Origin of the sequence: Brachyspira hampsonii 30446 (assembly GCF_000316195.1) — a bacterium.
GTDB classification, from domain to species: Bacteria; Spirochaetota; Brachyspiria; order Brachyspirales; family Brachyspiraceae; genus Brachyspira; species Brachyspira hampsonii_C.
Genome location: NZ_JH994111.1, coordinates 947648 through 972822 on the forward strand (window position 1 = coordinate 947648; position 25175 = coordinate 972822).

Here is a 25175-nt window from a genome sequence, read left to right on the forward strand (position 1 = left end):
TGTTTCAATTTTAAAATGAAATAATTTTAAAAGTTTAATAATGCTAATAATTTAATTTAATAATACTTATAAGGAGAAAATATATGGCAGCAAAACAGCTATTATTTGATGAAGAAGCTAGAAGAGCCCTCATGCGTGGGGTTGATGCTTTAGCTAATGCCGTAAAGGTAACTTTAGGACCGCGCGGAAGAAATGTTGTAATAGACAAAAAATTCGGTCCTCCTACTATAATAAATGATGGTGTAACTATCGCTAAAGAAATAGAATTGGAAGATCCATTTGAAAATATGGGTGCTCAAATAGTTAAAGAAGTTTCTACTAAAACTAATGATGTTGCAGGCGACGGTACAACTACTGCTACTGTTTTAGCTCAGGCTATGGTTAAAGAAGGTTTGAAAAATGTAACTAGCGGTGCTAATCCTATGCTTATTAAAAGAGGTATAGAAAAAGCTGTTAGCGAAATAGTTGCTTATATCAAATCTGAAGCTAAACAAATTAAAGGCAAAGAAGAAATTGCTCAGGTTGCTACTATTTCTGCTAACAATGATAAAGAAATTGGTGCTTTAATCAGTGATGCTATGGAAAAAGTTGGTAAAGAAGGCGTTATCACTGTAGAAGAAGCTAAATCTTTAGAAACTAGTCTTTCTTTGGTAGAAGGTATGCAGTTTGACAGAGGTTATATCTCTCCATATTTCGTAACTAACGGAGATAGTATGACTGCTGAATTAGAAGATGCTTTACTTCTTATCTATGATAAAAAAATCTCTAACATGAAAGAACTTCTTCCTATACTTGAAAAAATTGCTCAGACTGGAAGACCTTTCATTATTATCGCTGAAGATATTGAAAATGAAGCTTTGGCTACTTTGGTACTTAACAAAATGAGAGGAGTATTAAATGTATGTGCTGTTAAAGCTCCTGGTTTTGGCGACAGAAGAAAAGCTATGCTTGAAGATATAGCTATTTTAACAGGCGGACAAGTTATCAGCGAAGATTTAGGTATGAAACTTGAAAATGCTTCTGTTGAACAGCTTGGTAAAGCTAAAAAAATCACTGTAGATAAAGAAAATACTACTATAGTTGAAGGTGCTGGAAGCAAAGAAGATGTAAAAGCTAGAGTTGCTGCTATTAAAAAACAAATAGAAGAAACTGACAGCGATTATGACAGAGAAAAATTACAAGAAAGACTTGCTAAACTTTCAGGCGGTGTTGCTGTTATCAATATAGGGGCAGCTACTGAAGTAGAAATGAAAGAGAAAAAAGCTAGAGTAGAAGATGCTTTATCTGCAACTCGTGCTGCTGTTGAAGAAGGAGTAATTCCTGGCGGCGGTATTACTTACTTACATGCTCAGCATAAATTAGAATCTTTAACTTTAGAAAATCCTGATGAACAAGTTGGAGTTAATATAGTAAAAAGAGCTATAGAAGAGCCTATAAGAATGATAGCTACAAATGCTGGTTTAGACGGTTCTGTTGTTGCTATTGAAGCTAAAAAACAAAAAGGCAATATGGGTTTCAATGCTCTTACTAATGAATGGGTTGATATGCTTAAAGCTGGTATTATTGATCCTGCTAAAGTTTCTAGAAGTGCTTTACAAAATGCTGCTTCTATTGCTAGTCAAGTATTAACTGCTGAAGTTATTATTACTGATATACCAGAACCTGAAAAACCAATGCCTCCAATGCCTGGCGGCGGAATGGGCGGTATGTATTAATAAATAGCCTATAAATAATAATTAAGTTTATAATAAAAAGCCTCAGTATTTTACTGGGGCTTTATTTTTTATAATACTTGTTTCAAAAGTAATTTACAAACAATTTTAGATTTCTTTACATCACATTACATAATGCGGATTATTAGACCTGTTGCAATTTTGTATTTTTATACAGTTATGATTAAAAATATATAATATAAATTTTATTTATAGTAGTTTTATATATTATTTTTTGTTTTAAATGTGATATAATTTTATACAAATAAGATATAAAAATGCAGCCTTTCGCCACAGGCGTACTTCGTATGTGCCACACCGAAGGCGGACAGCGTCACAAAAGAAGTGGGGTTTGGCACGACTGTGTACTTCGTAGGCAAAGCCCCAATTATTAAAACTATAAATATTATTTTTAAATTTATTATATAATAATATCACTATATGTATGTACAAAATTGCAACAGGTCTATTATACTTGTTTCAAAACTACTTGACAAGATTATATATAAAAATTTAGTAATTTTATAATTTATAAAATAATGTTTTACATGTTTTATAAATAATTGCTTTGGTATGTAAATATGCAGTCTTTCGCTGTAGGAGGATTTTTCCTGCTTCTCTCCTGCTGACACCTGCCAAAGGCACGCTTCGCGAGGTGAACTTCGTCGGCACGCACAGCATCGCAAAATAAGCAGTGCAGAGCTCGGCACAAATGTGAAGCTATAACTACAGTTTAAAAATTTATAAATTGAGTTTTGAAGCAACTCTATTATATTGCAGCACAGTGTATTAGATAAAAATATTATTCATCTTCAGTTCTGCTGAAGTTGATTTTTTGAAATCTATCATACTCTTTCATAAATTTTTTTATATCAGGAATCATTATATTTCCATCACTATCAATTTTTATTGTTTTTATTTTCTTAATTTCTCTTGATGAATATTCATTATATTGAACGCCTGTTATACTCAATATATCATAAACATTATATTTGAGATTTAAAGTATTGGTTTCTTTAAATAAAATTTCTTTTTTTACTATGCTTTCTAATACTAACATGAATTTTCCAATTATATTTTTTATTTTGAAGCTATTGATGCTTCTCATAATATTGTATATTCTCATAGAAAAAAACTTTATAGAGTATTCTCTCAATGCTCTATCTGTTTTTACTAATTCTAACATATCTTCTCTTTTTAATATTTTGATTATTGTATCTTCTAATGCTATTGCTGTGGTTAATAATAAATCATTATTTTTATTAGAAGCATATCCACTGAACACTTCATTATCCGAACATATAATTCTTGTAATTTGTTTGGAGTTAAATATGCTGTATACTCCTATTTTTCCAGACATAACCATATATAGTTTTTCTGTAGTTTCTAGTTCTGTGAATATACAAGTTCCTTTATCTAATTTGTATATACCTTCTATTACAAGACATGCTGTATTTGATGGTTTTATTTTTGATATAATCTTTTTTAACTCTTCAGTTTCTCCATTTTGCTCTATGTACTTATTATATAATTTTAATGCGGCATCATCAAATCCATTATTTTTATATATTTCTGCCATTTCTAATATTGTATTTTCTTTTTTACAGTTTATATTTTTTTCTTTACTAAAGATAAAATAGTATTGATTAAGCCATAGTTCCATTAATGTTGATATATGATTATATATTTTTTCTATTATATTTACATTATCAATTTTATCTAATTCAGCTATATTTATTTCTATAGCTTCACTATCTTCTTCTGCTTTTGAAGTTGCAAAATAAGGGGCATTTATAGCAGAATTAACTAAACCTATAATATCTCCATTTTTATGATATATGTCGTAGTTTTCAGTAAAATAATTATATGATATTATGCTTCCTTTAGTTATTATATAAAAATAATTTTTTGCTTCCTGTCCATCAATAAATATTATAGACGATTTTTTAAATTGAATTTTATTATAATTTATCATTTTTAATCCTAAAATAAATCTTTTTCTATTTTTTCAGAATTTCTTTTTTTATATCTATCATATTCTTTAAAGAAATTCTTAACATTGCTTATTATAATATTTTTTTCATTTGTAATGTTAATGCTTTTTATTTTCTTTATTTCTCTTTCAACATAATCATTATAATTTATAAAAACCATACTCAATATATCATCTATTGTGTATGCTAATGATATATAATTTGTTCTTTTAAATAAAAGTTCTAATTTGACCAGACCTTCTATAACTGTTAAAATTTTTAATATGATATTACTAATATTTATAGCCTTTATTCTTAATATTGTATTGTATGTTCTAGCAGACATCATCTTTATGAGATATACTCTTAAAGACTTATCAGTTTGTATCATATTTTCAAATTCTTTTTTATCTACAACTTTGATAATGGAGTCTTCAATAGCCATAACTGTTGTAGTTACTAATTTTTTACCAAATATATCCTTGTATCCAAAAATATCATTTTCAGAATATATTACTCTAGTTATAATTTTACCATTAAAGCAGCTATATACACCAACAGAACCAGATTTAATAATATAAATATACTCACTTAAAGAAGTTTCAGCAAATATACAGCTTCCTTTTTTATAATTGAAAACTCCTTTAGATATTTCTTTGGGATCTTCTATTTTTTTTATTTTTCCCATGCTTTTTTCTATATTTTTATTGTTTTCACAAATTTTTAAAACAGCATCATCAAATCCTGCATTTTTATATGCTTTAGCTAATTCTTCTATGTTGACTTTAGAAGATGCATCAATTTTTGCATACTTTGATAAGAAATAATAATATTTTTTTGCCCATATTTCCATTATGTCTATTAGATGCTTATATATTTTATTTAATATTTCAGAATTATCGATTTTTTCTATTTCTCTAACATCAATTTCAAATGCTTCTATGTCTTCTATTACTTTTGCTGTGGAGAAATACGGCTCATTTAGAACAGCACTTATTATACCTATAATATCACCTTTTTTATTTTCATGTTGAAAATTATCTGCAAAATAACTTTCAAACAGAATTTTTCCTTTTTTTATAATATAGAATTTATCATTTGGAGATTGATCTGATATAAATAGAATAGAATTTTTTTTCAAAGTTATTTCTTTATAGTTTATCATTTTCTATACCTTAAGAAGAGATATTGATTTTTTTTGAATATTGATGTAATATTAATAATTGTTAAAGATATAATGGATAATGGATAACGGATAACATATTTAACTCCCAACTATTAAAAACAATACTGTCATTCTATAATAATTAATATTATATGTCAATAATATTTACAAAAAAATATTATGCAATATTATTATTTTATAAATTTATAAATCTAAGTTTATTTTTTTTATACATATAATACTATTTGTAGAAATTCTAAATATTAGTAATTATTAGACTTGTTTCAAAACTACTTGACAAGATTATATATGAAAATTTCGTAATTTTATAATTTATAAAATAATGTTTGACATGTTTTATAAATTATTATTTTAGTATATAAATATGCAGTCTTTCGCCGCAGGCGTACTTCGTATGCTTCTCGCCTGCCGACACCTGCCAAAGGCACGCTTCGCGAGGTGGACTTCGTCGGCACGCACAGCGAGGCGTACTTCGTATGTGCCACACCGAAGGCGGACAGCGTCACAAAAGAAGTGGGGTTTTGCGAAGCACGCAGAGCGGGGCACGACTGTGTGCTTCGCAGCAAAGCCCCAACTATAATCAAAAAAAATATTAAATTAAAAAACTATAAATATTAAAAATTTGAGTTTTGAAACAAGTCTAATATTAAGGGAGTATGGTAGAATAATTTTTTTTGCTTTATTCTAATTCCCACCCTCTATACTTATTGTTTAATTTGGCAATTTAAATTTTATTTGTTTTTGTGCTTTATTTTAATTTATTAACCCCCGCCCTAGTTTTTATTAGATTGTTTATTTTTACAACGCACGGAGAATCTATTTTCAAACATAGTGAAAATTATATTATTAATATATTTATATTTTTGAATTTAATTTACCGTGCGTATAAATAATACTCAATGATAACTTTATTACTTATTATTTGTTTTACTTTTTATTTTACTATTTACTAAATGAAGCAAGTTAGTATTATAATCTTTTTTTGGAATTTCTTTGTTTTTGTATATTAAATTTTTATATTTATCATAGTTATTTGCACTTTTGTTTCTAAATCCGCCGGACATTCTTAGAGAATACAAAATATCTCCTATAGTAATAGTTTCTGGCTGACAGCCTAAAGAATACGAAATATTTGAACCATTTGATATTTTTATTATATACATAGCTTTTTCCAATGGCTCAGATATTTCTGTAATAGTTGTTGGGGCTGTTCTAAGCTCTCTTCCTAATTCATACATAGTTATGGCTTTTTTCTTATTTATAAACCTAGAAGCTATTATATGCATGAATTCTAATGCTATAACCTCTTTTTCAGCAAATGACAGTTTTACACTATTTTTATCAACTCCGTAAGATCTGAAATATTGTATAGAATATGTTAGCTCAGCACCAAATAATATTATAATCCAAACTATATAAAGCAATAATAGTAAAACAGGTATTTGTGCAAATGAACTAGCCGAAGATAACTCTGCAGGTGCTATACTAGTAAGCATATTATTTTCACTGCTTATTGTAACTACATCATCTATTTGAAAATTATATTTTAATAATTGTTCTGATATATTTGGTGAAAAAGTTTGAAATTCAAGCATATTGGTTTCTATTGGCTTCTTTTCATAAGTAGCGGCACTTATTCCTGTACCTGCATTTTGTATAATAATATAACTTATTCTTTCTATTTTTATACTTGAAATATTATCAACATCTATCTTATCATTTTTTTGAAGCATATTAATATCAGCATTAGTAATCTCATTAATATTTTCCGTATTTTCTATGTTTTCAGTTTGATATATATTAGCATCATTTGTCATTATGCTGTTTGTGCTGCCTGTATTTATTTCTTTTACAATGTATTCTATTTTATATTTATCGCTGTCAAATATTTGTTTATAATTTTTTACATTTATGTTAAGCTTAAAATACACACTAAATAGTGTTATTATTGCTATTGCCACTAATACTGAAGATATTGTGGCATTAGACCAATTTACTTTAGTTTGCGGTACTAGTACATATAAAAATAATACTAAGAGAGATGTTGATATTATAGGAGTAACCCAAGAGAGTAGTATTTTTAATAATGCTGGAAGATAATGAAGATTTATAGATGTATATGTTATTAAAGTGAATGATATACCTATAAGTACAGGAATAAGAAAAAGTAATGCTATATAGTTAGCAACCACTCTAGGTATTGAAGTAGTAATTTTTACACGCCATATTTTTATAAATGATTTTTGTATGCTGTGAAGTATTAATGCTACACTGACTATAGTTGATATAATACCTATAAGTCCGAAGCTTGCTAAATTGGTGTTATCGGCTATATTAAGTATTTGTCTTACCATAGGTTCATAGAATGGTGCGTTTTTTTCCATCCAGTCAAAGATGAAAACAAATATATTTTGATATATATTGAATATTCTCAATATGAAAAGTCCTACTATTAGTGCTGGTATAAATGATAATGTTACAAGGTATGTTAAAGCAGCTGCTCTTATAGTGCAGTCATCTTTAAAAAAGTCTGTTACAGCAAAAACTAGTATTTTGTATGCATTTACAAAGAACTTTTGCATGGGGTTGAAAATATTCTGATCTATAGAATATATATCTTCTGAGAAAAAATTCTTTAATTTCTTGAAAATTTTTTTAATTTTTTGAATTTTAGTCATATAACACTTCTTGCAAAAAAAATTATATAATGTATAATATATAACAATTAAGCGAGGGTGGCGGAACTGGCAGACGCACTAGACTTAGGATCTAGCGCCCTAGGCATGAGGGTTCGATTCCCTCCCCTCGTAATCTTTTATATTTAATCATTATTTTTATCAACCTCTATAGAAAATTTGCATTTATTACAAACTTTTTTATATCCTGATGATGTTTTTATTATTCTCATGGAATTCTTACATTTGCAAAATGGACAATCTTCATGATTTCTAAATATTATCATTGATATGAAATCTATTATTTTACCTATACCTGATACAAAAAATAGTATTCCAAACATTAATATAAATATTATGATAATAGCTATGAAAAATATAATAACTAATAAATCCACTTTTGTATATCCATTAATATTTTTATATATTATATCTTAAATATAACTTTTTTTAAAGAAATCTGAGTATATTTTTATTGTATTTGTGTTAATATATTTGATAGGAAAATCTGACCAGCTGTCTAATTCATTATTCCATAGTCTATAATAATAATTATCTCCTTCTTTTTTCCATTCATAAGTGTAAATTTTATTTTCCTGACCATTACTACTTGTATATTCTATTTTATTATTATTGAAGAATGTGTATTTTTCATTTCCATTGATTAATTTCCAGCTTCCTACAAATCTATAATCAACTACACCTCTTTCTATGCTTATGATTTCATTTTTTTTACATGAATAGAATATAATTGATATAGATAATAATACAATAAATATTTTATACATTGACAGTCCCTTTATTTAGTATAATATATAGTATCGTAATAATTATTATAAAATGAAAAAAGTATCTATATATTACTAGCTATATATTAGAATATTGATAAAATATTTTAAACATATATAATAATGACCTTATAACAATATAGATATAGTATCAGGATTATTTATGCATAACTATTTAGAATTATTAAAAAAAGTGTTAGAAGAAGGCGAGGAAACTAAAGACAGAACAGGAGTAGGTACAAGAAGAATATTCGGACCGCAGTTAAGGTTTAAATTTGAAGGTAATAAGATACCAATCGTAACTACAAAAAAAGTATTTATGAAAGGTGTTATTATAGAATTACTTTGGTTTTTGCAAGGATCCACAAATATAAAATTTTTATTAGAAAATAATGTTCATATATGGGACGAATGGGCTGATGATATGGGAGAACTTGGACCTGTATATGGAAAGCAATGGAGAGCTTGGGAAACTAAAGAAGGAAATAAAATAGATCAAATATCAAATATCGTAAATACATTAAGAAATAATCCTACAAGCAGAAGAATTATTTTGAATGCTTGGAATGTAGGGGAGATAGATAAGATGCATCTTCCGCCATGTCATATGATGTGCCAATTTTCTGTTAATAAAAATGGCGGTATTATAGCTCATTTATACCAGCGTTCTGCGGATTTATTTTTAGGGGTTCCTTTTAATATAAGTTCTTATGCTATACTTACAAGACTTTTAGCTATGCATAGCGGACTTCATGCTTCAGAGCTAATTATGACTTTTGGAGACGCCCATATTTACAATAATCATATAGAGCAGGTAAAACTTCAGCTTTCAAGGGAGCCTTTCAATCAGACAGCTGAATTATCTATAGAAAATCGTCCTAATATATTTAGTCATATTTATGAAGATTTCAGATTAGAAGGGTATAAGTATTATCCGGCAATAAAAGCGGAGGTTGCTGTTTGATAGTTTCATTAATTGCAGCGGTTGATTCAAAAAATGGTATAGGTTTGAATGGTTTTATGCCTTGGGGACATATTAAAGAAGATATGCAGTTCTTTAGAAGTACAACTACAGGATATGCAGTTGTTATGGGACGTGTAACTTTTGAGTCTTTAGGTTCAAAGCCTCTTCCAAATAGAAAAAATATTGTTGTGTCTTCTCGTTCAAATATTGAGTTATCAGAAAAGTATGATAATCTATTTTATGAAAAATCTTTTGAAGATTCAATTTCAAAATTACTTTTAGAAAAAAATAATCAAATATTTATTATAGGCGGAGAATCAATTTATAAAAAGGCATTGGACTATGCTGATACAATATATCTTACTCATATAGATAAAGATTATCATTGCGACAGATTCTTTCCTCAAATAGATACAAGTTTATTTCATTCTAATAAATTAAAAACATTTTTTCATAATGATATTAATATAAGTATAATTAAATATACTAGAATTTAATTGAATATAATTTGAAAAATAGTTGAAAAATATAAAATCTATTATACAATTTTTACAGATGCATTACATTAAAAGCAGTTTATTTTCAGCATTTATATATATTAATTAATGTATTAAGTTATAGCTTTAATATTTGGGGTTATTATGAATTGTATAGATAATTTATTGGAACTAGCCAGTAAAGCTTTTGATAGTGCTGATTATAAGAAATCTTTAGAATATTTTGATAAATTAATTTTTTATTATGGTGATAGTGTAGAGATCTATAATAATAGAGGATTAGCCAAGAGCAGCTTGGGAATGTATGAAGAGGCTATTGATGATTTTGAAAATGTTATTAGAATAGATCCTAAATATATTAATGCTTATAATAATATAGGGTTGGTTAAGCATAATTTAGGCTTGTATGAAGAAGCTATTAATTATTATAATAAGGCTTTATTATTGGATAACAACTGCATTCAGGCTTATAATAATATAGGCCTAGCTAATCATAACTTAGGTTTGTATGAAGAAGCTATTAAATATTATATTAAAGCCATAGAAATTTTTCCGAATGTCCATACATATAATAATATAGGATTGATAAAAAATGATTTAGGCTTGTATGATGAAGCCGTTGAATATTTTAAGAAAGTTATACTATTAGATGATCGCTATACTAAAGCATATTATAATATGGGCTTATCAAAATACAATTTAAAAAATTATGATGAGGCTTTAGAATATTTTAATAAGGTTATAGAATTAGACTCCAAAAATATATATGCTTATAATAATATTGGTATAATAAATCAGGATTTAAAATTGCATAGAGAAGCTTTAGAATATTTTAACAAGGCTCTGGTATTAGATAAAAATTATTATAAGGCATATTATAATAGAGGTGTTTCAGAATTGGAATTAGAATTATATGAATGTGCCTTATATGATTTTAATATATGTGCAGAATTAGAGCCTAATTATTTTCCTACTTACTGCAAAAGAGGAGAGGTAAAGTTTAAATTAAAAAATTATAGAGAATCTTTAGAAGATTTTAACAAATATATAGAACATAGAGAAGCTGATAAAAAAATATATTTCTATATAGGATTTTGCGGATATAAATTAAAAGATTATAATAATGCCATAAAATACATTAATATGTCTTATAATAATATAAAAACATTTCTATTAAAAATTATATTAAAATTTAAACTTCTATTTGTAAAAAAATAAATATAAATTATTTTTTGTCTTAATTATCATTATAAAAGTTTTATTGCATATTAATTAATAGGTTTAAATTTATTATATATAATATATAATATTTTAGATTATATTGATATGAATTTTTTACTTTGAAGGAGATAATTTGAGATTAGAGTTAATGCTTGGCGTCAGATATCTGAGAGCCAAAAAGAAATTTTCATTTGTTTCTATTATTACAATTATATGTGTACTTGGAATACTAGTAGGGGATATGGTAATGATTACTGTACTTTCCGTTATGAATGGTTTTCAAGACGATATAAGAGATAAGATACTCGGAATGAGAGCACATATAAATATCAGTGCTTACAGCGATCAGCCTCTTACTGATTATAAATATGTAGTTGACAACATAATGAATAATAAAGAGATAACAAGTGCTTATCCTTATATAGTTTTGCCTTGTATAATGCGTTCTTATGGTTTTACCACTCTTATAACAGTCCGTTCATTTGAAGATAGAATATTCACAACTGATAAAGATTTTATAAAATATTTTAATTTTGTTGAAGGCAATAATAAAGATATGCAGACTAATGATGCTTTAATAGGATCTGAAATGGCAAAGGATTATGCTTTATCTATTGGAGACACTATTGATATAATTTCAGCTTCAGGAAGTTTTGAAAGAGGATTTAGACCTCAGAAAACTACTTTTACAATTAAAGGTATTTATAAAACAGGCTATTATGAATATGACAGTAAAATGGTGATAGTTCCTCTTACTACAGGTCAGAAGATGGTTGGTTACAATAATGCTGTTACAGGCGTTGCTGTAAAGGTAAGAAATTTTTTTGAAGCGGATAAAGTTGCCAAAAAGATTGATACAGATTTAAAAGAGTTTTATAATGTTATGCCTTGGATGCTTTTTGATAGGAATTTTTTTCAGGCTTTGCATACGGAAAAATTAATGCTTGCTTTGATACTTTCTTTCATAATATTAATAGCGGCTTTGAATATTGCTTCAAGTCAGATAATATTTGTTAAAGATAAAAGGAGAGATATTGCTATAATAAAGACATTAGGTTTAAGACCTTCAAATGTAGCTAAAGTATTCTTTTTGGAAGGAGCAATAATCGGTTTAATAGGTACTGTACTAGGTGTAATATGCGGTATATTACTTGCTAATTATGTTAATGAGGCTTTGGAAGGATTAAGAATTATAATGCAGTTTATAGTTAATATTATTTGGTTTATTCCTTCAAAAATAAGTGCCGGAATATCAATACCAATAGTTCCTGACTTTTTCCCATCAGATATTTATTATGTAAGCGGAGGACTTCCCTCTATAATACATGCTTCTCAGGTTATAATGGTTGCTAGTATTTCATTCTTACTTTCTGTTTTATTTGCAATAATACCTGCTTATATAGCAAGCAGATATAAACCTGCGGAGGTACTTAGATATGAGTGATAATAAAGAAGTTCTTATTAATATAGAAAATTTAAAAAAGACTTATGCCGGACCTCCTAAAGTAGAAGTGTTAAAATCTATAAGTTTAAAAGTTTATAGAAATGAAATACTTGCTGTAACAGGAGAATCAGGCAGCGGAAAAACTACTCTTTTAAATTTAATAGGCGGAATAGATGATATTACAGACGGCAGTATATATATATTGGGCAATAATATTGGCAAAATGAATGAGGGACAATTAGCACATTTTAGAAATAGTTCTCTTGGGTATGTATTTCAGTTTCATAATTTACTTGGTGAGTTTAGTGCTTTAGAAAATGTTATGATTCCATCTTTAATGCTTAAATATAATAAAAAAGAAGCAAGAGAAAAAGCTGAGAACCTTCTTGAAACTGTTGGTTTGAAAGATAGAATGGAGCATAGAATAGGTGAGCTTTCAGGAGGCGAGGCACAAAGAGTTGCTATTGCAAGGGCTTTAATAAATAAGCCTAGTGTTGTATTGGCTGATGAACCCACTGGAAATTTAGATAAAAAAAATGCTGAGGTAGTAAGAGAATTATTATGGAATATGACAAAGCAAAGTAATGCCTCTTTGATAATTGTTACTCATTCTGTTTCTATTGCTAATATGGCTGATAGAAAACTTCGTTTGGAATACGGCGAGAATTTAATAGAATATTGAAATATAAAATATTTTAATATAGAATATTTAACGAATAAACAAATATAAGATTATACTAGGAATATAAAATTATGCTTATAAAAAAATTAAAAGAATTCTTTAAAAAAGATAACAGACCATTTGATCATGGTGCTGTTACAGAAGAACATATGAAAAAGTATTATACAAAAGTTGAAAAGCATCCTTATAGAAGAATGTTTTCTTATGCAATGCGTCATAAAAAATTATTTATACCATCTTTTATACTAAGTGTTGGATATACAATAATAAATATACTTCCTCCGTTTTTCGGACAAATGGCTATAGCTATAACAGGTGGAAAAAGAGTTGATATCTTGGATAAAATACCATTTGTTGCTGATTTAGCGGCAAGATTTGGTAATATAAGTACAAAAGATATAGCCCAGCAATTTTTATCGGCTGATTCTATAGCAAATCCAGTCATAATGGCACAGTTTGCTTTTATTATTATAATAGGATTTATTTATGTTTTATTTAGAGTTGGTTTTGACTATGTAAAAACTTTTCTTTTTGCCTTTACGGCACAAGAAATAGGTAAAGATGTTCGTGCTGATATGTTAAAAGGACTTATGAATACTGATATTGCATATTTTAAACAGGAAAAAGAGGGCGATTTAATGAGCCGAGTTATCAATGAGTCAGGAACAATAGAGAATTTTTTATCTAGTACATTGCCTAATATGATTACAGTTCCTTTAACTTTAATACTTACATTGGCTATGCTGCTTATATTAAATGTAAAACTTACTATAGCTTGTTTTGTGGCTGCACCTTTAATAGCTTTGGGTATAGATAAGGTATCTAAACTTATAAGAACAAGAGTTACAGCACAGCAGAATTTGTTAGGCAGTACAACTTCTGTTATTCAGGAAGATATAAGAGGAATAGAGGTTATAAAAATATTTTCTAAAGAGGATACCGAAGTTTCAAGATATAAAACTTTATATGGTGAGCTTATTAATTTAATGAGAAAGATTAGCTTGCTAACATCTTTAAATAGACCTATGACAGAGTTAGTTATGATAGTAGCTATGCTTGTTATACTTGCTTACGGCGGATTTTTAATATTTAAAGGAGAGATGCCTTTTGAGTTTTTATGGGGATTTTTACTTTATATGCTTAATATATCAACCCCTGTTAGAGATTTATCTGGTATAGTTATAAATTTACAGATGACTAAGGGGATAGCTTTAAGGGTATTTCAGATTATAGATTTACCTGCTGAAAATGTTGATGATAAAACTAAAAAAGAAATGAAGCCGATAGAACATTCTATTACTTTTGAAAATGTTCATTTTGAGTATCCTAGAAGAAGCGATGCAGAACCTTTTCATTTGGGACCTATAAGTTTTAGCGTAAAAAAGGGAGATGTAGTTGCTTTCGTTGGTAATTCAGGCGGCGGTAAAACTACTTTGATAAGTTTGATACCGAAACTATTTACCCCAAGCGAAGGAGTTATAAGGTTCGATGGAATTGATATCAATGAGTTAAATACAAGAAGTGTGAGAAATCAAATAGGGGTAGTATCTCAGGAAAATATTTTATTTTATGGAACTGTAAGAGAAAATATTTTATATGCTAATCCTGATGCTACAGATGATGATTTGGTAAGGGCGGCAAAAATAGCACATGCTGATGAGTTTATTTTGAAATTACCTAATGGATATGACACGCATATAGGACCAAGAGGTGTAATGCTTTCAGGAGGACAGCGTCAAAGAATAGCATTAGCAAGAGCTGTAGTTAAAAGACCTTCTATATTGATACTTGATGAGGCTACTAGTGCTTTGGATACTGAAAGTGAAATGTATGTTCAAAAGGCTTTAAATGAAATTATTAACCTCCAAACTACATTTGTTATAGCACATAGACTTTCTACTATCAAAAATGCTACATATATATGTGTAGTTGAAGATGGTAAGATAACTGAATCAGGTACTCATGAAGAATTGATGAAAAGAGGCGGAAAATATCAATACCTATATTCATTACAATTTAGAGATGAATAAATTAGATATAGATAAATAAAAAAATAAAAATAGCTGTTTTAATAATTAAGTTTATTAAAACTAAGCATTTTTTATTAAAAGATGAAAATTAATAAAATTATTTAGTTTTGATTTTGTTCTTCAGTTGCTATACTAAGTCTTGTAAAACCAGCATTTTTCACGCTATCTATAACAGATATTAAAGTTTGAGTTTTTACATCTTGATCTGAGCGTATCTCTACAGGTTTTTCCAATTCTCCTTCTGTGTCTGCTAATTTTTTCAGATCTGCCTCAATATCTTCAGATAAATATCCGTTTATGTATTTTTCTCCATCTTTTGATATGCTTATCACTACGGTATCATTTTTTTCTGAGCCTACTGCAGATGTAGATTTAGGCAGGCTTATTTCTATTTGCGGTGTAACTATAATTGTTGAACCCACCATGAAAAATATAAGCAAATTAAATACTATATCTATCATAGGAGTTAAATCTATCCCGCTTTTTATATTAAATCTTCTTCTAAACTTCATTATTTATCACTGCTAACTACTATTCAACTTTTATAGTTCTAACATTGCTTAAGAAATGCTGACCTTTATAAAGAATAGAAATTTTATAATCTCCTTGTCCGTATTCAGCTTTGAAAGTTCTTCCTAATATAGAATTTCCCATATCTTTAACATCGTATATTACTTTTCCTATATATGTCTTTCCGTCATCTCCTGTGATTCTAGCTTCGGGATCTGCCATCTCTATGGCTAATTTAAAATCAGTAAATGCCGCACCATTTAATATTCTATATTTTGCAGTTATTTCATCTCCATATTTAGCTGTAGGTGAAAAATCTACAGATTCAGCAACTATATTAGCAAATGTTACTGTAGTATAAACACCAACTCCTCTTTTTACAGCACCAACTCCTATTGCATTATAATCTTTACTCAATATATTTTTCTTACTGTCAGGAGTTTTCATAAGATCTTTAACAATGCTTTCAGCTGCTTTTTTATCAGTAAATGGTATAACATCTAGTTTATGCATATTTTCACTTATATTTCCAACCATTTCAGGATATAATTTTACTTGTCTTGCTTTTGAATCTAAACCGTCTAAATCAGTATTGCTAAAGAATTTATTTTTGGCCATATTATCAGCATGATATAATGCTAAAGAATGAAGTCTTTGATTGTTTGGAAGAGGAGGAAGGGCTTCTTTGCTTCTCTCTAAATTTATTAATCTTAATACTTCATCTTCTATTGTATTGGCACTAACTACTAAAGCTGATAAAAATATAAATATTATTATTAAACTTAACTTTTTCATTTTTAATCTCCAAAAATTTTTAAAATTATATAAATATTAAATCTAATTCTATAATGATTTTGTAAAAAATAAAAGAAAATAAAATAAAAAAATAATATTATTTTTTTATGTGAATATTATTTGATTTATTATTGACTTTTTTTATCTAATATAATAGATTATTTTTATTATAAATATATAATTGGGAATAAATACTTTTATGAAGAAAATATTTTTTATGCTGTTTTTATTGTCATTATTATCTTCTTGTCAAAGAGTGTCAAATGTTTTAGGGGTGAATTATGACAGTTCATTAACATATCCTGATGCTGCAAGTATGGAAAGGAAATCTTTTTATGCTAACTATAAGTGGCAAGTAAATAAACGTTATAATTTTTATAAAATAGCAGAATATGATAAATTGATTATATATGTTATGGAGGGCTCAGGATATAAACCTGAAAGTGTGAATTATATAGCGAATGCATTTAATAATAATTATGCTGAAGAAGTTAGAATATATGGAGAACATACAGATGTTGATAATAACGGTAAAATTATAATTTTATTATTAGAATTGAATGCTAGTTATTCAGGTTCTGTTACTACCGGTTATTTTTATGGGTCAGATTTACTATTGAATCAAAATAATAATGCAGAGATATTATATATGGATATAAAAATAGTTAATGAAAATCCTGAGTATATGGCTGGAACTATACAGCATGAATTTCAGCATTTAATTAATTATAATGTTAATTATATAAAAAATGGAAGAGAAATATCAACTTGGCTTAATGAAGCTCTTTCAGAATCTACATCTATATTATTCAGCCCAACTATAGTTAGTTCAAGAATAAATGAATTTAATAATTATATGAGCGGTTATTATTGTTTCTACACTTGGAATCTTCCTTTATACAATTTATTTGCAAATTATCCTTCAGTATCAGTATTTGTGAATTGGCTTTACAAAAAAAATAATAATAACTCCTCTGTATTTCAGAATATAGCAAAATACTCATCTTCTGAAGATTATGAAAGAGTTTTGAATAATGTAAGTTTTACGGGGGCATCCAGCTGGGACGATTTATTATTAAAATGGATTGATGGTATAAAAAATAATGAAGTTGCAGGAGCATATTTGAAGGTTCAGCCTTCAGAATCTACTATACCGTTATTTCCAGGAGCAGCAGTAATTTATAGCGGAAGTATTCAGTCATCAGGAAATTTGGTAACAAAAGATTTAGGTAATGGATATCAGGCCGCTTTAAATAAAGATACTTATATAGGCAATAATCCAACTTATATAAATATTACAACTCCTAAATCATCATCAGTACAGGCATCAAAAATGTATGATACAGCAAGTGATAAGCCTTATACACCTAAATACAGACATGTGTTATTTGATAAAGACGGAAATATTAAAGAATATTAAATTAAATAGGAGAATATATTTATGAAAAAAATACTTTGTGTAATTGCTATTTCAATTTTATATATTATTTCTTGTAATAGGAATAATGTTACAAGTCCTATTGAATTAATAGAAGGATTAACATACCCTAATTCAAGTATGTACAGCAGAAATTTTAGAATTCTATCTATTGATAGTGCTGGAAATGAAGACTTGAGTGCTAGTGCCAAATTTTATAGAATTGCAGAATATGATAAATTAGATATTTATATTGAAGAAAATGAAGGTTATAGAAAAGAAAATATAGATTATATAGTAAGTGAATTTAATAAACATTATGATGAAGAAATAAGAATATATGGAAATCATACAGATGTTGATGGTAATAATAAAATAATAATTGTATTGTATGATATAAAAAATTATACTGGAGGAAATATTAACGGTTTTTTTCATTATTTTGATTTAATGAAAGATAGGCTCAATAATGGTGAGATTTTATATATGAATATAAAAGTAGTTAATCAAGATGCAGATTATATGTCAGGTACTATACTTCATGAATTACAGCATTTAATTAATTGGAATGTTAATTATATAAAAAATGGAAGCGAGATGTCAACTTGGCTTAATGAAGCTCTTTCAGAATCTACTTCTGTAGTATTTAATGAGGCTACAGCTAGTTCAAGAATATTTGAATTTAAGAACATGAATGGATATTATTGTTTTTATACTTGGAATCTTCCAACTGAAAAAGTTTTTCCTAATCACCCTAATAGTAAATATTTATTCGCTAATTATCCTTCAGTATCAGTATTTATGAATTGGCTTTATCAAAAAAATGCTCAAAATCCTTCTGTATTCCAAAATATAGCAAAATTTTCTAGTGATACTGATATAGATAGAGTTTTAAAAAATGTAAGTTTTATAGGGGCATCTAGTTGGGACGATTTATTATTTAAATGGATTGAAGGAATAAATAATGGAGAAGTTGCAGGAGCAGAAATAAAAGTACAAAAAGAAAATAATAATATTAATTTATATCCGGGTGCATTAGTAGTTTATAATGGAAGTTTGACTCAGTCTGGTAATTTATTAACTAGAAAGCTATCAAGCTCTTTAGAATTGGCTTTAAATAATGATACTTATATAGGCAATAATCCAACTGCTATAAATATTACGACTCCTAAAGCATCGTCAGTACAGGCATCAAAAATGTATGAAACAGTAAATGATATTTTTTATATATCTGAAGAAAGACATATATTATTTGGTAAAGATGGAAATATCAAGGAATATTAAATTAAAATAGGAGAATATATTTATGAAAAAAATACTTTTTATAATTAGTATTTTAATTTTATCTATTATTTCTTGTAATAGGAATAATGTGACAAACCCTATAGAATCAAGCGGAGGATTAATATATCCCAGCGGAAGTATGGAAAAAAAAACTTTTTATGCCTACTATAGGATGCAAGAAAATAAACTTTGTAATTTTTATAAAGTAGCAGAGTATGATAAATTGATTGTATATGTTATGGAGGGGAGCGGATATAAACCTGAAAGTGTGGATTATATAGCGAATGTATTTAATAATAATTATGCTGAAGAAGTTAGAATATATGGAGAACATACAGATGTTGATAAGAATGGTAAAATTATAATTTTGCTATTAGAATTGAATGATAGTCATTCAGTTGCTATATATAATGGTTATTTTGATAGTGCAGATTTATTATTGAATCAAAATAATAACGCTGAGATATTATATATGGATATAGAAATAGTTAATGAAGACCCTGAGTATATGTCAAGTACAATACTTCATGAATTACAGCATTTAATTAATTTTAATGTCAATTATATAAAAAATGGAAGAGAAATGTCAACTTGGCTTAATGAAGCTCTTTCAGAATCTACTTCTATATTATTTAGCCCTTTAAAAGTTAGTTCAAGAATAGATGGATTTAATAGTATGGGCGGTTATTATTGCTTCTATACTTGGAATCTTCCAACTGAAAATGTTTTTCCTAATAATCCTACTAGTAAATATTTATTCGCTAATTATCCTTCAGTATCAGTATTTATGAATTGGCTTTATCAAAAAAATGCTCAAAATTCTTCTGTATTTCAAAATATAGCAAAATTTTCTAGTGATACTGATATAGATAGAGTTTTAAAAAATGTAAGTTTTATAGGGGCATCTAGTTGGGACGATTTATTATTTAAATGGATTGAAGGAATAAATAATGGAGAAGTTGCAGGAGCAGAAATAAAAGTACAAAAAGAAAATAATAATATTAATTTATATCCGGGTGCATTAGTAGTTTATAATGGAAGTTTGACTCAGTCTGGTAATTTAGTAACAAAGCAATTTCAAAATGGTTTTGAATTTGCGTTAAATAATGATACTTATATAGGCGATAATCCAACTTCTATAAATATTACAACTCCTAAAGCATCGTCAGTACAGGCATCAAAAATGTATGAAACAGTAAATGATATTTTTTATATTTCTAAAGAAAGACATATATTGTTTGATAAGGACGGGAAAATTAAAGAATATTAATTTATAAATAAGGAGAATTAATGAAAATAATTTATAAAAACATCATAAAATATTCTTATATTTTTATGCTGGTTTTTTTCTTTATGCTTTTTGCTAAGAAAGAGGAGATTACGGGTACTATTAGAATGGTAGGTACAGCAATATTTCCTGAGATAGTTATAACTACAGAAGAGAGAGATTATTATTTTGATAAAAAATTTTTTGATGAATATGCTAAGTATGTAGGACAAAATATTACTATAAAAGCTAAAGTGAAGAAAGATACTATATGGCTTGCCGATAGAAGTAAATCATTTGACAGATATACTATTATGTGGGTAGAAAAGCAGGAATAAATAAATAAAAAATACGATTTTTAGGCTTTAAATATGTTTAAATATTTAAAGCCTTTATTTATTGATAATAAAATAAAAATTCATTGATAAATATACTGAGTATGGTATAATTATAAAATAAAATAATCAAAACTATGGAGTCATTTTATGAATGTATTGGTAATCAATTCAGGAAGTTCAAGTATTAAATATCAATTATTCGCTATGCCTGAGGCAAAAGTTTTAGCTAAAGGACTTTTGGAAAAAATCGGCGAAGAAACAAGTGCTTTAAAACACACAGCTGTAGAAAAAGGCAAAGAAAAAAAATTAGAACAAAAAGTTGCAGATCATAAAGCTGGTATGTCTTTAATTTTTTCTCTTTTAACAGACAAAGAGGTTGGTGTTATATCTGATATGAATGAAATATCTGCTGTAGGTCATAGAGTTGTTCATGGCGGTGAAGCATTCAACAAAAGTACATTAATCACTGATGAAGCTGTAAAAGCTATAGAGGCTTGCTGCGATATAGCTCCTTTACATAACCCAGCTGGTTTGCAGGGTATAGCTGCTTGTAAAGAAATATTAAAAGATGTAAAAATGGTAGGTGTATTTGATACTAGTTTCCATCAAACAATACCTGATTATGCTTATATGTATGCTGTTCCTTATGAATGGTATGATAAATATAAAATACGTCGTTATGGTTTCCATGGTACTTCTCATAAATATGTTTACGGAGAGTTCTGTAAAGCAGAAAACAAACCTAATGCTAATGTTATAGTTTGCCATTTGGGTAATGGTGCTAGTGTAACTGCTGTAAAAAATGGAGAATCTATTGATACTAGTATGGGTTTAACTCCTTTGGAAGGCTTGGTAATGGGTACTAGGTCTGGTGATATGGATCCTGCTGTTCCTACTTTTGTTATGGCTAAAGAAAATTTATCTGCAAAAGAAATGGATAATATTTTAAATAAAAAAAGCGGACTTCTAGGTGTTTCTGGTGTCAGCAATGATATGAGAAACTTGGAAGAAGCTTCTAAAACTAATAAAAGAGCTGAACTTGCTATTACTATGTTCTGCTATAGAGTAAAAAAATATATAGGTGCTTATATGGCTGCTCTTGGTCATGTTGATGGTATTGTATTTACAGGCGGTATAGGTGAAAATAGTGCTTCTATTAGAGGAAGAATACTAGAAGGTTTAGATGAACTTGGTATTAAATGCGATGCTGATAAAAACTCTAAAGCTAGAGGATGTGCTAGTTTTGAAAAAGACGGAGCTCCTATTAAACTTTATGTTATAGCTACTGATGAAGAAAAAGCTATAGCTATGGATACTTATAACCTTGCATTGAAATAATTTTTATATAAAAATAATAAATATTAAAATTGATAGGGTATCTTTTCTTATGAAAGATGCCCTATTTTTAAGGTTTTTATGATATTAAATTTGGATAGTCTGAAAAAATCGATAATGGCATTAGAAAAATCAATCAATGTATATGATAGAATTGAAACAGATGATGAAGATTTAATACTTACAATAAGAGCTGGAGTAATACAAAACTTTGAAATAGCTTTTGAACAAAGTTGGAAATTTATACAAAGATGGCTTAATGAGAATATAAATCCAGATATAACTAACGGAATAACTAAAAAAGAATTATTCAGATTGGCAGCTAAGCATTTACTTATAGATGATGTTGAAAAATGGATAAGATTTAAAGATGCTAGAAATTCGACTTCTCATATTTATTCAAATGAAGTTTCTGAAGAAGTGTTTAATGAAGCAGAAGCATTTTTACCTTATGCAAAATCCCTTTTGAAACATTTAGAGGAAAACAATGAATGATTAACCTGACTGAAAATGAAATTCAAATTATCAAATATATTCTAAAAAAACATATAAAATATGGAAAAGTATATTTATTTGGTTCAAGAGTAAAAGGAACAAATAAAAAATTTTCAGATATTGATATAGTTATAGATATTAATGCCAAATTATCATTAAATGAGATATCAAGAATAAAAGATGATTTTGAAGAAAGTGATTTAATTTATTCTGCTGATATTATTGATTATAATGCTATAGAGGATAGTTTTAAGAGCATTATAGATAATGAAAAAGTATTAATATATGAAACTATCTAAAATTAAAATATTTTAATTAGTTAATTATATTTTTTTTCGATACTATAATTATTACTTTATATTAGGAATATTATTTATGAAAAAGAATATATTAATTAAATTATTTTGTTTATTGTATGTTATTTTTATTTTGTCATGCCATAAAGAGCCAAAAAATATTTTAAATGAAATAACCGTTTCTGTAGGTCCTGAGCCTCAGACAATAGATCCTACAATCAATTCAGCAGTAGATGCTATGATATATACAACACATTTATTTGAAAATTTAACTATAAGAGATGAGAATAATAATATTATACCAGGAGCTGCCGAAAGCTGGACATCATCTAATAACAATACAATATATATTTTTAATATTAGAAGCAATGCCAAATGGTCTGACGGAGTTGATTTAAAGGCCAATGATTTTGTATATGCTTGGAAGAGAATAGTTGACCCTAAAAACGGAGCTTCATATTCAATACTTTTGGATGTTATAAAAAATGCCGGCGATATAATGATGGGTAAAAAAGATAAAGAAACATTGGGGGTTAAAGCATTAGATGATAAAACTTTATATGTAGAATTAGAATATCCTGTTCCTTATTTTTTGGAGATGGTGGCACATACTGCATATACACCTTTGCGTGAAGATATCGTTAGTCAAAATGAGGACGGTTGGACTTTAGATGTTAATACTATGGTTGGAAACGGAGCCTTTCAAATAGTTCGTTGGGATCATAATGCAAGATTGGTTGTTCGTAAAAATACAGACTATTGGAATTATAAAGAGATTAAGCCTGATATTATTAATTTTGAGTTTATAGATAATGATAATACTGCGATGTCTGCAATAATAAATGAAGAAATATATTTTTATCATAATACGCCTATAAATGATAGAGAGATGCTTTTAAAAGAAGGTATTGCAAGAGCTGTACCTAATATATCACTTTATTTTTACGAAGTTGATAATAGAAAAGAGCCTTTTAATGATGCTAGAGTGAGGAAAGCTATTTCTCTAGCTATAGATAGGGAATATATAGTGAATAATATTATGAAAGGAGGAGAAAAACCTGCTGCTGCTATTGTTCCTTATAATATAAAAGATGTTGATAGTACAAATGATTTTAGATATAAAAAAGAGGGATATTTTTCTACAAAAAGTGAAGATTATCAAAAGAATGTAGAAGAGGCTAGGGCATTACTTGCAGATGCTGGCTATCCTAATGGAGAAAATTTTCCAGTGTTTGAATTCATAACAAATCCTGGCTTTCATATTACTATTGCAGAAAGCATACAAGCTATGTTAAAAGAAGCATTAAATATAAATATGGTTATAAGGCAGGAGGAATGGGCTGTACTTCTTCAAACTAGAAGAGATGGAAACTTTGATATGGCAAGACAAGGCTGGATTGGAGGATATAATAGTCCTGCTGCATTTCTATCTTTGGTAAAAACAGGATATGTACTTAATGAGGGAAGATATAATAATACTTTATTTGATAAAGCTTTATTAGATGCTTCTATTGCGGAAAATGATTCAGATAGAAGTATGTATTTTCATGAGGCTGAAAGCATTGCTATGAATGATATGGCTATTATACCAATATATTATTATTCCGGAACTGTAATGCAAAATGCAAAATTGACTAATGTTATTTATGATATATTCGGTATATATAATTTTAGCAAAGCAGAAATTGTAGAAGAAAGTAATTGATACTTATATTCCTTTTCCTTCTATAGTTCTTAATTTATTTACAGGAATATCTGTATATTTATTGGATTCTTCTTTAGAGAGCCTAGTCCATTCTACTGTAGCTCCTACTATGCCTTTTTTATCTAATGATGCTTTCAGAAATAATGTTTTTTTGTCTTCTGATAAACTTATTTTGGCATAGTATGTGCTTCCCTGATCTGTATGATATATTCTTCCTGTCTGCCACTCACCGTCTTGGAATACTATATCATATATAAATATTAATCCTTTTAAATCCTTATCTCTCAATGATTTATCGGGATTATGTATATCCAATGTACTTTTTACATTATCATGCAATGCTATGCCGTAAGCATATACTTTATTATCGATAACTATTATTTTGGCTACTTTCATTCTTCCTCTAGGTTTTTCAGGCATAGCCCAGAAGCCTTCAACATCTTTTGCATTATTTTCAGCATATACTAAAGAGCTTAATATAATTATAAACAACATAAATAATATACTATTTTTCATTTTATAATCCAAGTTTATTTTTTATAAATTATATATTTAAATAAT

At 27.7% G+C, this 25175-nt stretch carries 23 protein-coding genes and 1 tRNA gene; 16 read left to right on the forward strand and 8 right to left on the reverse strand.

What is annotated here, in order from left to right:
• The first annotated feature begins 83 nt into the window (after positions 1-83).
• On the forward strand, positions 84-1715 hold the full coding sequence (gene groL / locus A966_RS09030) for a chaperonin GroEL (RefSeq protein WP_008724793.1): 1632 nt from the start codon (positions 84-86) through the stop codon (positions 1713-1715).
• Positions 1716-2514: 799 nt separating this feature from the next.
• On the opposite strand, the gene A966_RS09035 is transcribed toward groL, so the two are convergent.
• The 3 genes from A966_RS09035 to A966_RS09045 form a co-directional block, all read right to left on the reverse strand.
• Complete coding sequence (locus A966_RS09035; RefSeq protein WP_008724794.1) at positions 2515-3687, reverse strand: cyclic nucleotide-binding domain-containing protein; 1173 nt, start codon at positions 3685-3687, stop codon at positions 2515-2517.
• 8 nt (positions 3688-3695) lie between these two features.
• On the reverse strand, positions 3696-4850 hold the full coding sequence (locus tag A966_RS09040) for a cyclic nucleotide-binding domain-containing protein (protein WP_008724795.1): 1155 nt from the start codon (positions 4848-4850) through the stop codon (positions 3696-3698).
• Between the two features lie 932 nt (positions 4851-5782).
• Positions 5783-7549: a YihY/virulence factor BrkB family protein gene (locus A966_RS09045; RefSeq protein WP_008724796.1), complete on the reverse strand. Its 1767-nt coding sequence runs from the start codon at positions 7547-7549 to the stop codon at positions 5783-5785.
• 51 nt (positions 7550-7600) lie between these two features.
• Here A966_RS09045 and A966_RS09050 point away from each other — a divergent pair.
• Positions 7601-7681, forward strand: a tRNA-Leu gene (locus tag A966_RS09050).
• Positions 7682-7692: 11 nt separating this feature from the next.
• Here A966_RS09050 and A966_RS09055 read toward each other — a convergent pair.
• Complete coding sequence (locus A966_RS09055; RefSeq protein ID WP_008724797.1) at positions 7693-7944, reverse strand: hypothetical protein; 252 nt, start codon at positions 7942-7944, stop codon at positions 7693-7695.
• Positions 7945-7980: 36 nt separating this feature from the next.
• Positions 7981-8334, reverse strand: coding sequence for a hypothetical protein (locus A966_RS09060; protein ID WP_008724798.1), 354 nt, complete (start codon positions 8332-8334; stop codon positions 7981-7983).
• 163 nt (positions 8335-8497) lie between these two features.
• Between A966_RS09060 and A966_RS09065 the strand changes: the two genes are divergently transcribed.
• The 6 genes from A966_RS09065 (at position 8498) to A966_RS09090 (ending at position 15172) form a co-directional block, all read left to right on the forward strand.
• On the forward strand, positions 8498-9298 hold the full coding sequence (locus tag A966_RS09065) for a thymidylate synthase (protein WP_008724799.1): 801 nt from the start codon (positions 8498-8500) through the stop codon (positions 9296-9298).
• Positions 9295-9795, forward strand: coding sequence for a dihydrofolate reductase (locus A966_RS09070; RefSeq protein WP_008724800.1), 501 nt, complete (start codon positions 9295-9297; stop codon positions 9793-9795). Before A966_RS09065 ends, A966_RS09070 begins: the two co-directional genes overlap by 4 nt.
• Positions 9796-9939: 144 nt before the next feature.
• Entirely contained in the window at positions 9940-11013 is a 1074-nt protein-coding gene (locus A966_RS09075) for a tetratricopeptide repeat protein (RefSeq protein ID WP_008724801.1), read from the forward strand.
• A gap of 151 nt (positions 11014-11164) precedes the next feature.
• Complete coding sequence (locus A966_RS09080) at positions 11165-12460, forward strand: ABC transporter permease (protein ID WP_039955743.1); 1296 nt, start codon at positions 11165-11167, stop codon at positions 12458-12460.
• Positions 12453-13142 (forward strand): ABC transporter ATP-binding protein, encoded by a 690-nt coding sequence (locus tag A966_RS09085; RefSeq protein ID WP_008724803.1) that lies wholly within the window; start codon positions 12453-12455, stop codon positions 13140-13142. The genes A966_RS09080 and A966_RS09085 overlap by 8 nt, the downstream gene beginning before the upstream one ends.
• Before the next feature lie 71 nt (positions 13143-13213).
• Positions 13214-15172, forward strand: coding sequence for an ABC transporter ATP-binding protein (locus tag A966_RS09090; protein WP_008724804.1), 1959 nt, complete (start codon positions 13214-13216; stop codon positions 15170-15172).
• A gap of 101 nt (positions 15173-15273) precedes the next feature.
• Here A966_RS09090 and A966_RS09095 read toward each other — a convergent pair whose 3' ends face one another.
• A complete protein-coding gene (locus A966_RS09095) occupies positions 15274-15684 on the reverse strand; it encodes an ExbD/TolR family protein (protein WP_008724805.1) in 411 nt (136 codons plus the stop codon).
• 19 nt (positions 15685-15703) lie between these two features.
• Positions 15704-16477: a CAP domain-containing protein gene (locus tag A966_RS09100; RefSeq protein WP_008724807.1), complete on the reverse strand. Its 774-nt coding sequence runs from the start codon at positions 16475-16477 to the stop codon at positions 15704-15706.
• A 199-nt stretch (positions 16478-16676) separates the two neighbouring features.
• Between A966_RS09100 and A966_RS09105 the strand changes: the two genes are divergently transcribed.
• The 8 genes from A966_RS09105 to A966_RS09140 all read left to right on the forward strand — a co-directional run bounded on the left by A966_RS09105 (position 16677) and on the right by A966_RS09140 (position 24614).
• Positions 16677-17897 carry a peptidase M30 gene (locus tag A966_RS09105; protein ID WP_008724809.1) on the forward strand — a complete coding sequence of 407 codons (1221 nt, stop codon included), beginning with the start codon at positions 16677-16679 and terminating at the stop codon, positions 17895-17897.
• A 21-nt stretch (positions 17898-17918) separates the two neighbouring features.
• Positions 17919-19178, forward strand: coding sequence for a hypothetical protein (locus A966_RS09110; protein ID WP_008724811.1), 1260 nt, complete (start codon positions 17919-17921; stop codon positions 19176-19178).
• Between the two features lie 22 nt (positions 19179-19200).
• A complete protein-coding gene (locus A966_RS09115) occupies positions 19201-20448 on the forward strand; it encodes a peptidase M30 (protein WP_008724814.1) in 1248 nt (415 codons plus the stop codon).
• 20 nt (positions 20449-20468) lie between these two features.
• On the forward strand, positions 20469-20783 hold the full coding sequence (locus A966_RS09120; RefSeq protein ID WP_008724816.1) for a hypothetical protein: 315 nt from the start codon (positions 20469-20471) through the stop codon (positions 20781-20783).
• 147 nt (positions 20784-20930) lie between these two features.
• Positions 20931-22121, forward strand: a complete 1191-nt coding sequence (locus tag A966_RS09125) for an acetate/propionate family kinase (protein WP_008724818.1) — start codon at positions 20931-20933, stop codon at positions 22119-22121.
• A 90-nt stretch (positions 22122-22211) separates the two neighbouring features.
• Positions 22212-22613: an HI0074 family nucleotidyltransferase substrate-binding subunit gene (locus A966_RS09130; protein ID WP_232817761.1), complete on the forward strand. Its 402-nt coding sequence runs from the start codon at positions 22212-22214 to the stop codon at positions 22611-22613.
• Positions 22610-22912, forward strand: a complete 303-nt coding sequence (locus A966_RS09135) for a nucleotidyltransferase family protein (protein WP_008724822.1) — start codon at positions 22610-22612, stop codon at positions 22910-22912. Before A966_RS09130 ends, A966_RS09135 begins: the two co-directional genes overlap by 4 nt.
• A 76-nt stretch (positions 22913-22988) precedes the next feature.
• Complete coding sequence (locus A966_RS09140) at positions 22989-24614, forward strand: peptide ABC transporter substrate-binding protein (protein WP_008724824.1); 1626 nt, start codon at positions 22989-22991, stop codon at positions 24612-24614.
• Between the two features lie 3 nt (positions 24615-24617).
• On the opposite strand, the gene A966_RS09145 is transcribed toward A966_RS09140, so the two are convergent.
• Positions 24618-25130 (reverse strand): DUF2147 domain-containing protein, encoded by a 513-nt coding sequence (locus A966_RS09145; RefSeq protein ID WP_008724826.1) that lies wholly within the window; start codon positions 25128-25130, stop codon positions 24618-24620.
• Positions 25131-25175 lie beyond the last annotated feature (45 nt).

Excerpts from the sequence above, each read along its gene's own strand:
- groL (WP_008724793.1), top strand. The coding sequence starts at position 84 with ATGGCAGCAAAACAGCTATTATTTGATGAAGAAGCTAGAAGAGCCCTC.
- A966_RS09035 (WP_008724794.1), bottom strand. The coding sequence starts at position 3,687 with ATGATAAATTATAATAAAATTCAATTTAAAAAATCGTCTATAATATTT.
- A966_RS09040 (WP_008724795.1), bottom strand. The coding sequence starts at position 4,850 with ATGATAAACTATAAAGAAATAACTTTGAAAAAAAATTCTATTCTATTT.
- A966_RS09045 (WP_008724796.1), bottom strand. The coding sequence starts at position 7,549 with ATGACTAAAATTCAAAAAATTAAAAAAATTTTCAAGAAATTAAAGAAT.
- A966_RS09060 (WP_008724798.1), bottom strand. The coding sequence starts at position 8,334 with ATGTATAAAATATTTATTGTATTATTATCTATATCAATTATATTCTAT.
- A966_RS09065 (WP_008724799.1), top strand. The coding sequence starts at position 8,498 with ATGCATAACTATTTAGAATTATTAAAAAAAGTGTTAGAAGAAGGCGAG.
- A966_RS09075 (WP_008724801.1), top strand. The coding sequence starts at position 9,940 with ATGAATTGTATAGATAATTTATTGGAACTAGCCAGTAAAGCTTTTGAT.
- A966_RS09080 (WP_039955743.1), top strand. The coding sequence starts at position 11,165 with ATGCTTGGCGTCAGATATCTGAGAGCCAAAAAGAAATTTTCATTTGTT.
- A966_RS09085 (WP_008724803.1), top strand. The coding sequence starts at position 12,453 with ATGAGTGATAATAAAGAAGTTCTTATTAATATAGAAAATTTAAAAAAG.
- A966_RS09090 (WP_008724804.1), top strand. The coding sequence starts at position 13,214 with ATGCTTATAAAAAAATTAAAAGAATTCTTTAAAAAAGATAACAGACCA.
- A966_RS09095 (WP_008724805.1), bottom strand. The coding sequence starts at position 15,684 with ATGAAGTTTAGAAGAAGATTTAATATAAAAAGCGGGATAGATTTAACT.
- A966_RS09100 (WP_008724807.1), bottom strand. The coding sequence starts at position 16,477 with ATGAAAAAGTTAAGTTTAATAATAATATTTATATTTTTATCAGCTTTA.
- A966_RS09105 (WP_008724809.1), top strand. The coding sequence starts at position 16,677 with ATGAAGAAAATATTTTTTATGCTGTTTTTATTGTCATTATTATCTTCT.
- A966_RS09110 (WP_008724811.1), top strand. The coding sequence starts at position 17,919 with ATGAAAAAAATACTTTGTGTAATTGCTATTTCAATTTTATATATTATT.
- A966_RS09115 (WP_008724814.1), top strand. The coding sequence starts at position 19,201 with ATGAAAAAAATACTTTTTATAATTAGTATTTTAATTTTATCTATTATT.
- A966_RS09120 (WP_008724816.1), top strand. The coding sequence starts at position 20,469 with ATGAAAATAATTTATAAAAACATCATAAAATATTCTTATATTTTTATG.
- A966_RS09125 (WP_008724818.1), top strand. The coding sequence starts at position 20,931 with ATGAATGTATTGGTAATCAATTCAGGAAGTTCAAGTATTAAATATCAA.
- A966_RS09135 (WP_008724822.1), top strand. The coding sequence starts at position 22,610 with ATGATTAACCTGACTGAAAATGAAATTCAAATTATCAAATATATTCTA.
- A966_RS09140 (WP_008724824.1), top strand. The coding sequence starts at position 22,989 with ATGAAAAAGAATATATTAATTAAATTATTTTGTTTATTGTATGTTATT.
- A966_RS09145 (WP_008724826.1), bottom strand. The coding sequence starts at position 25,130 with ATGAAAAATAGTATATTATTTATGTTGTTTATAATTATATTAAGCTCT.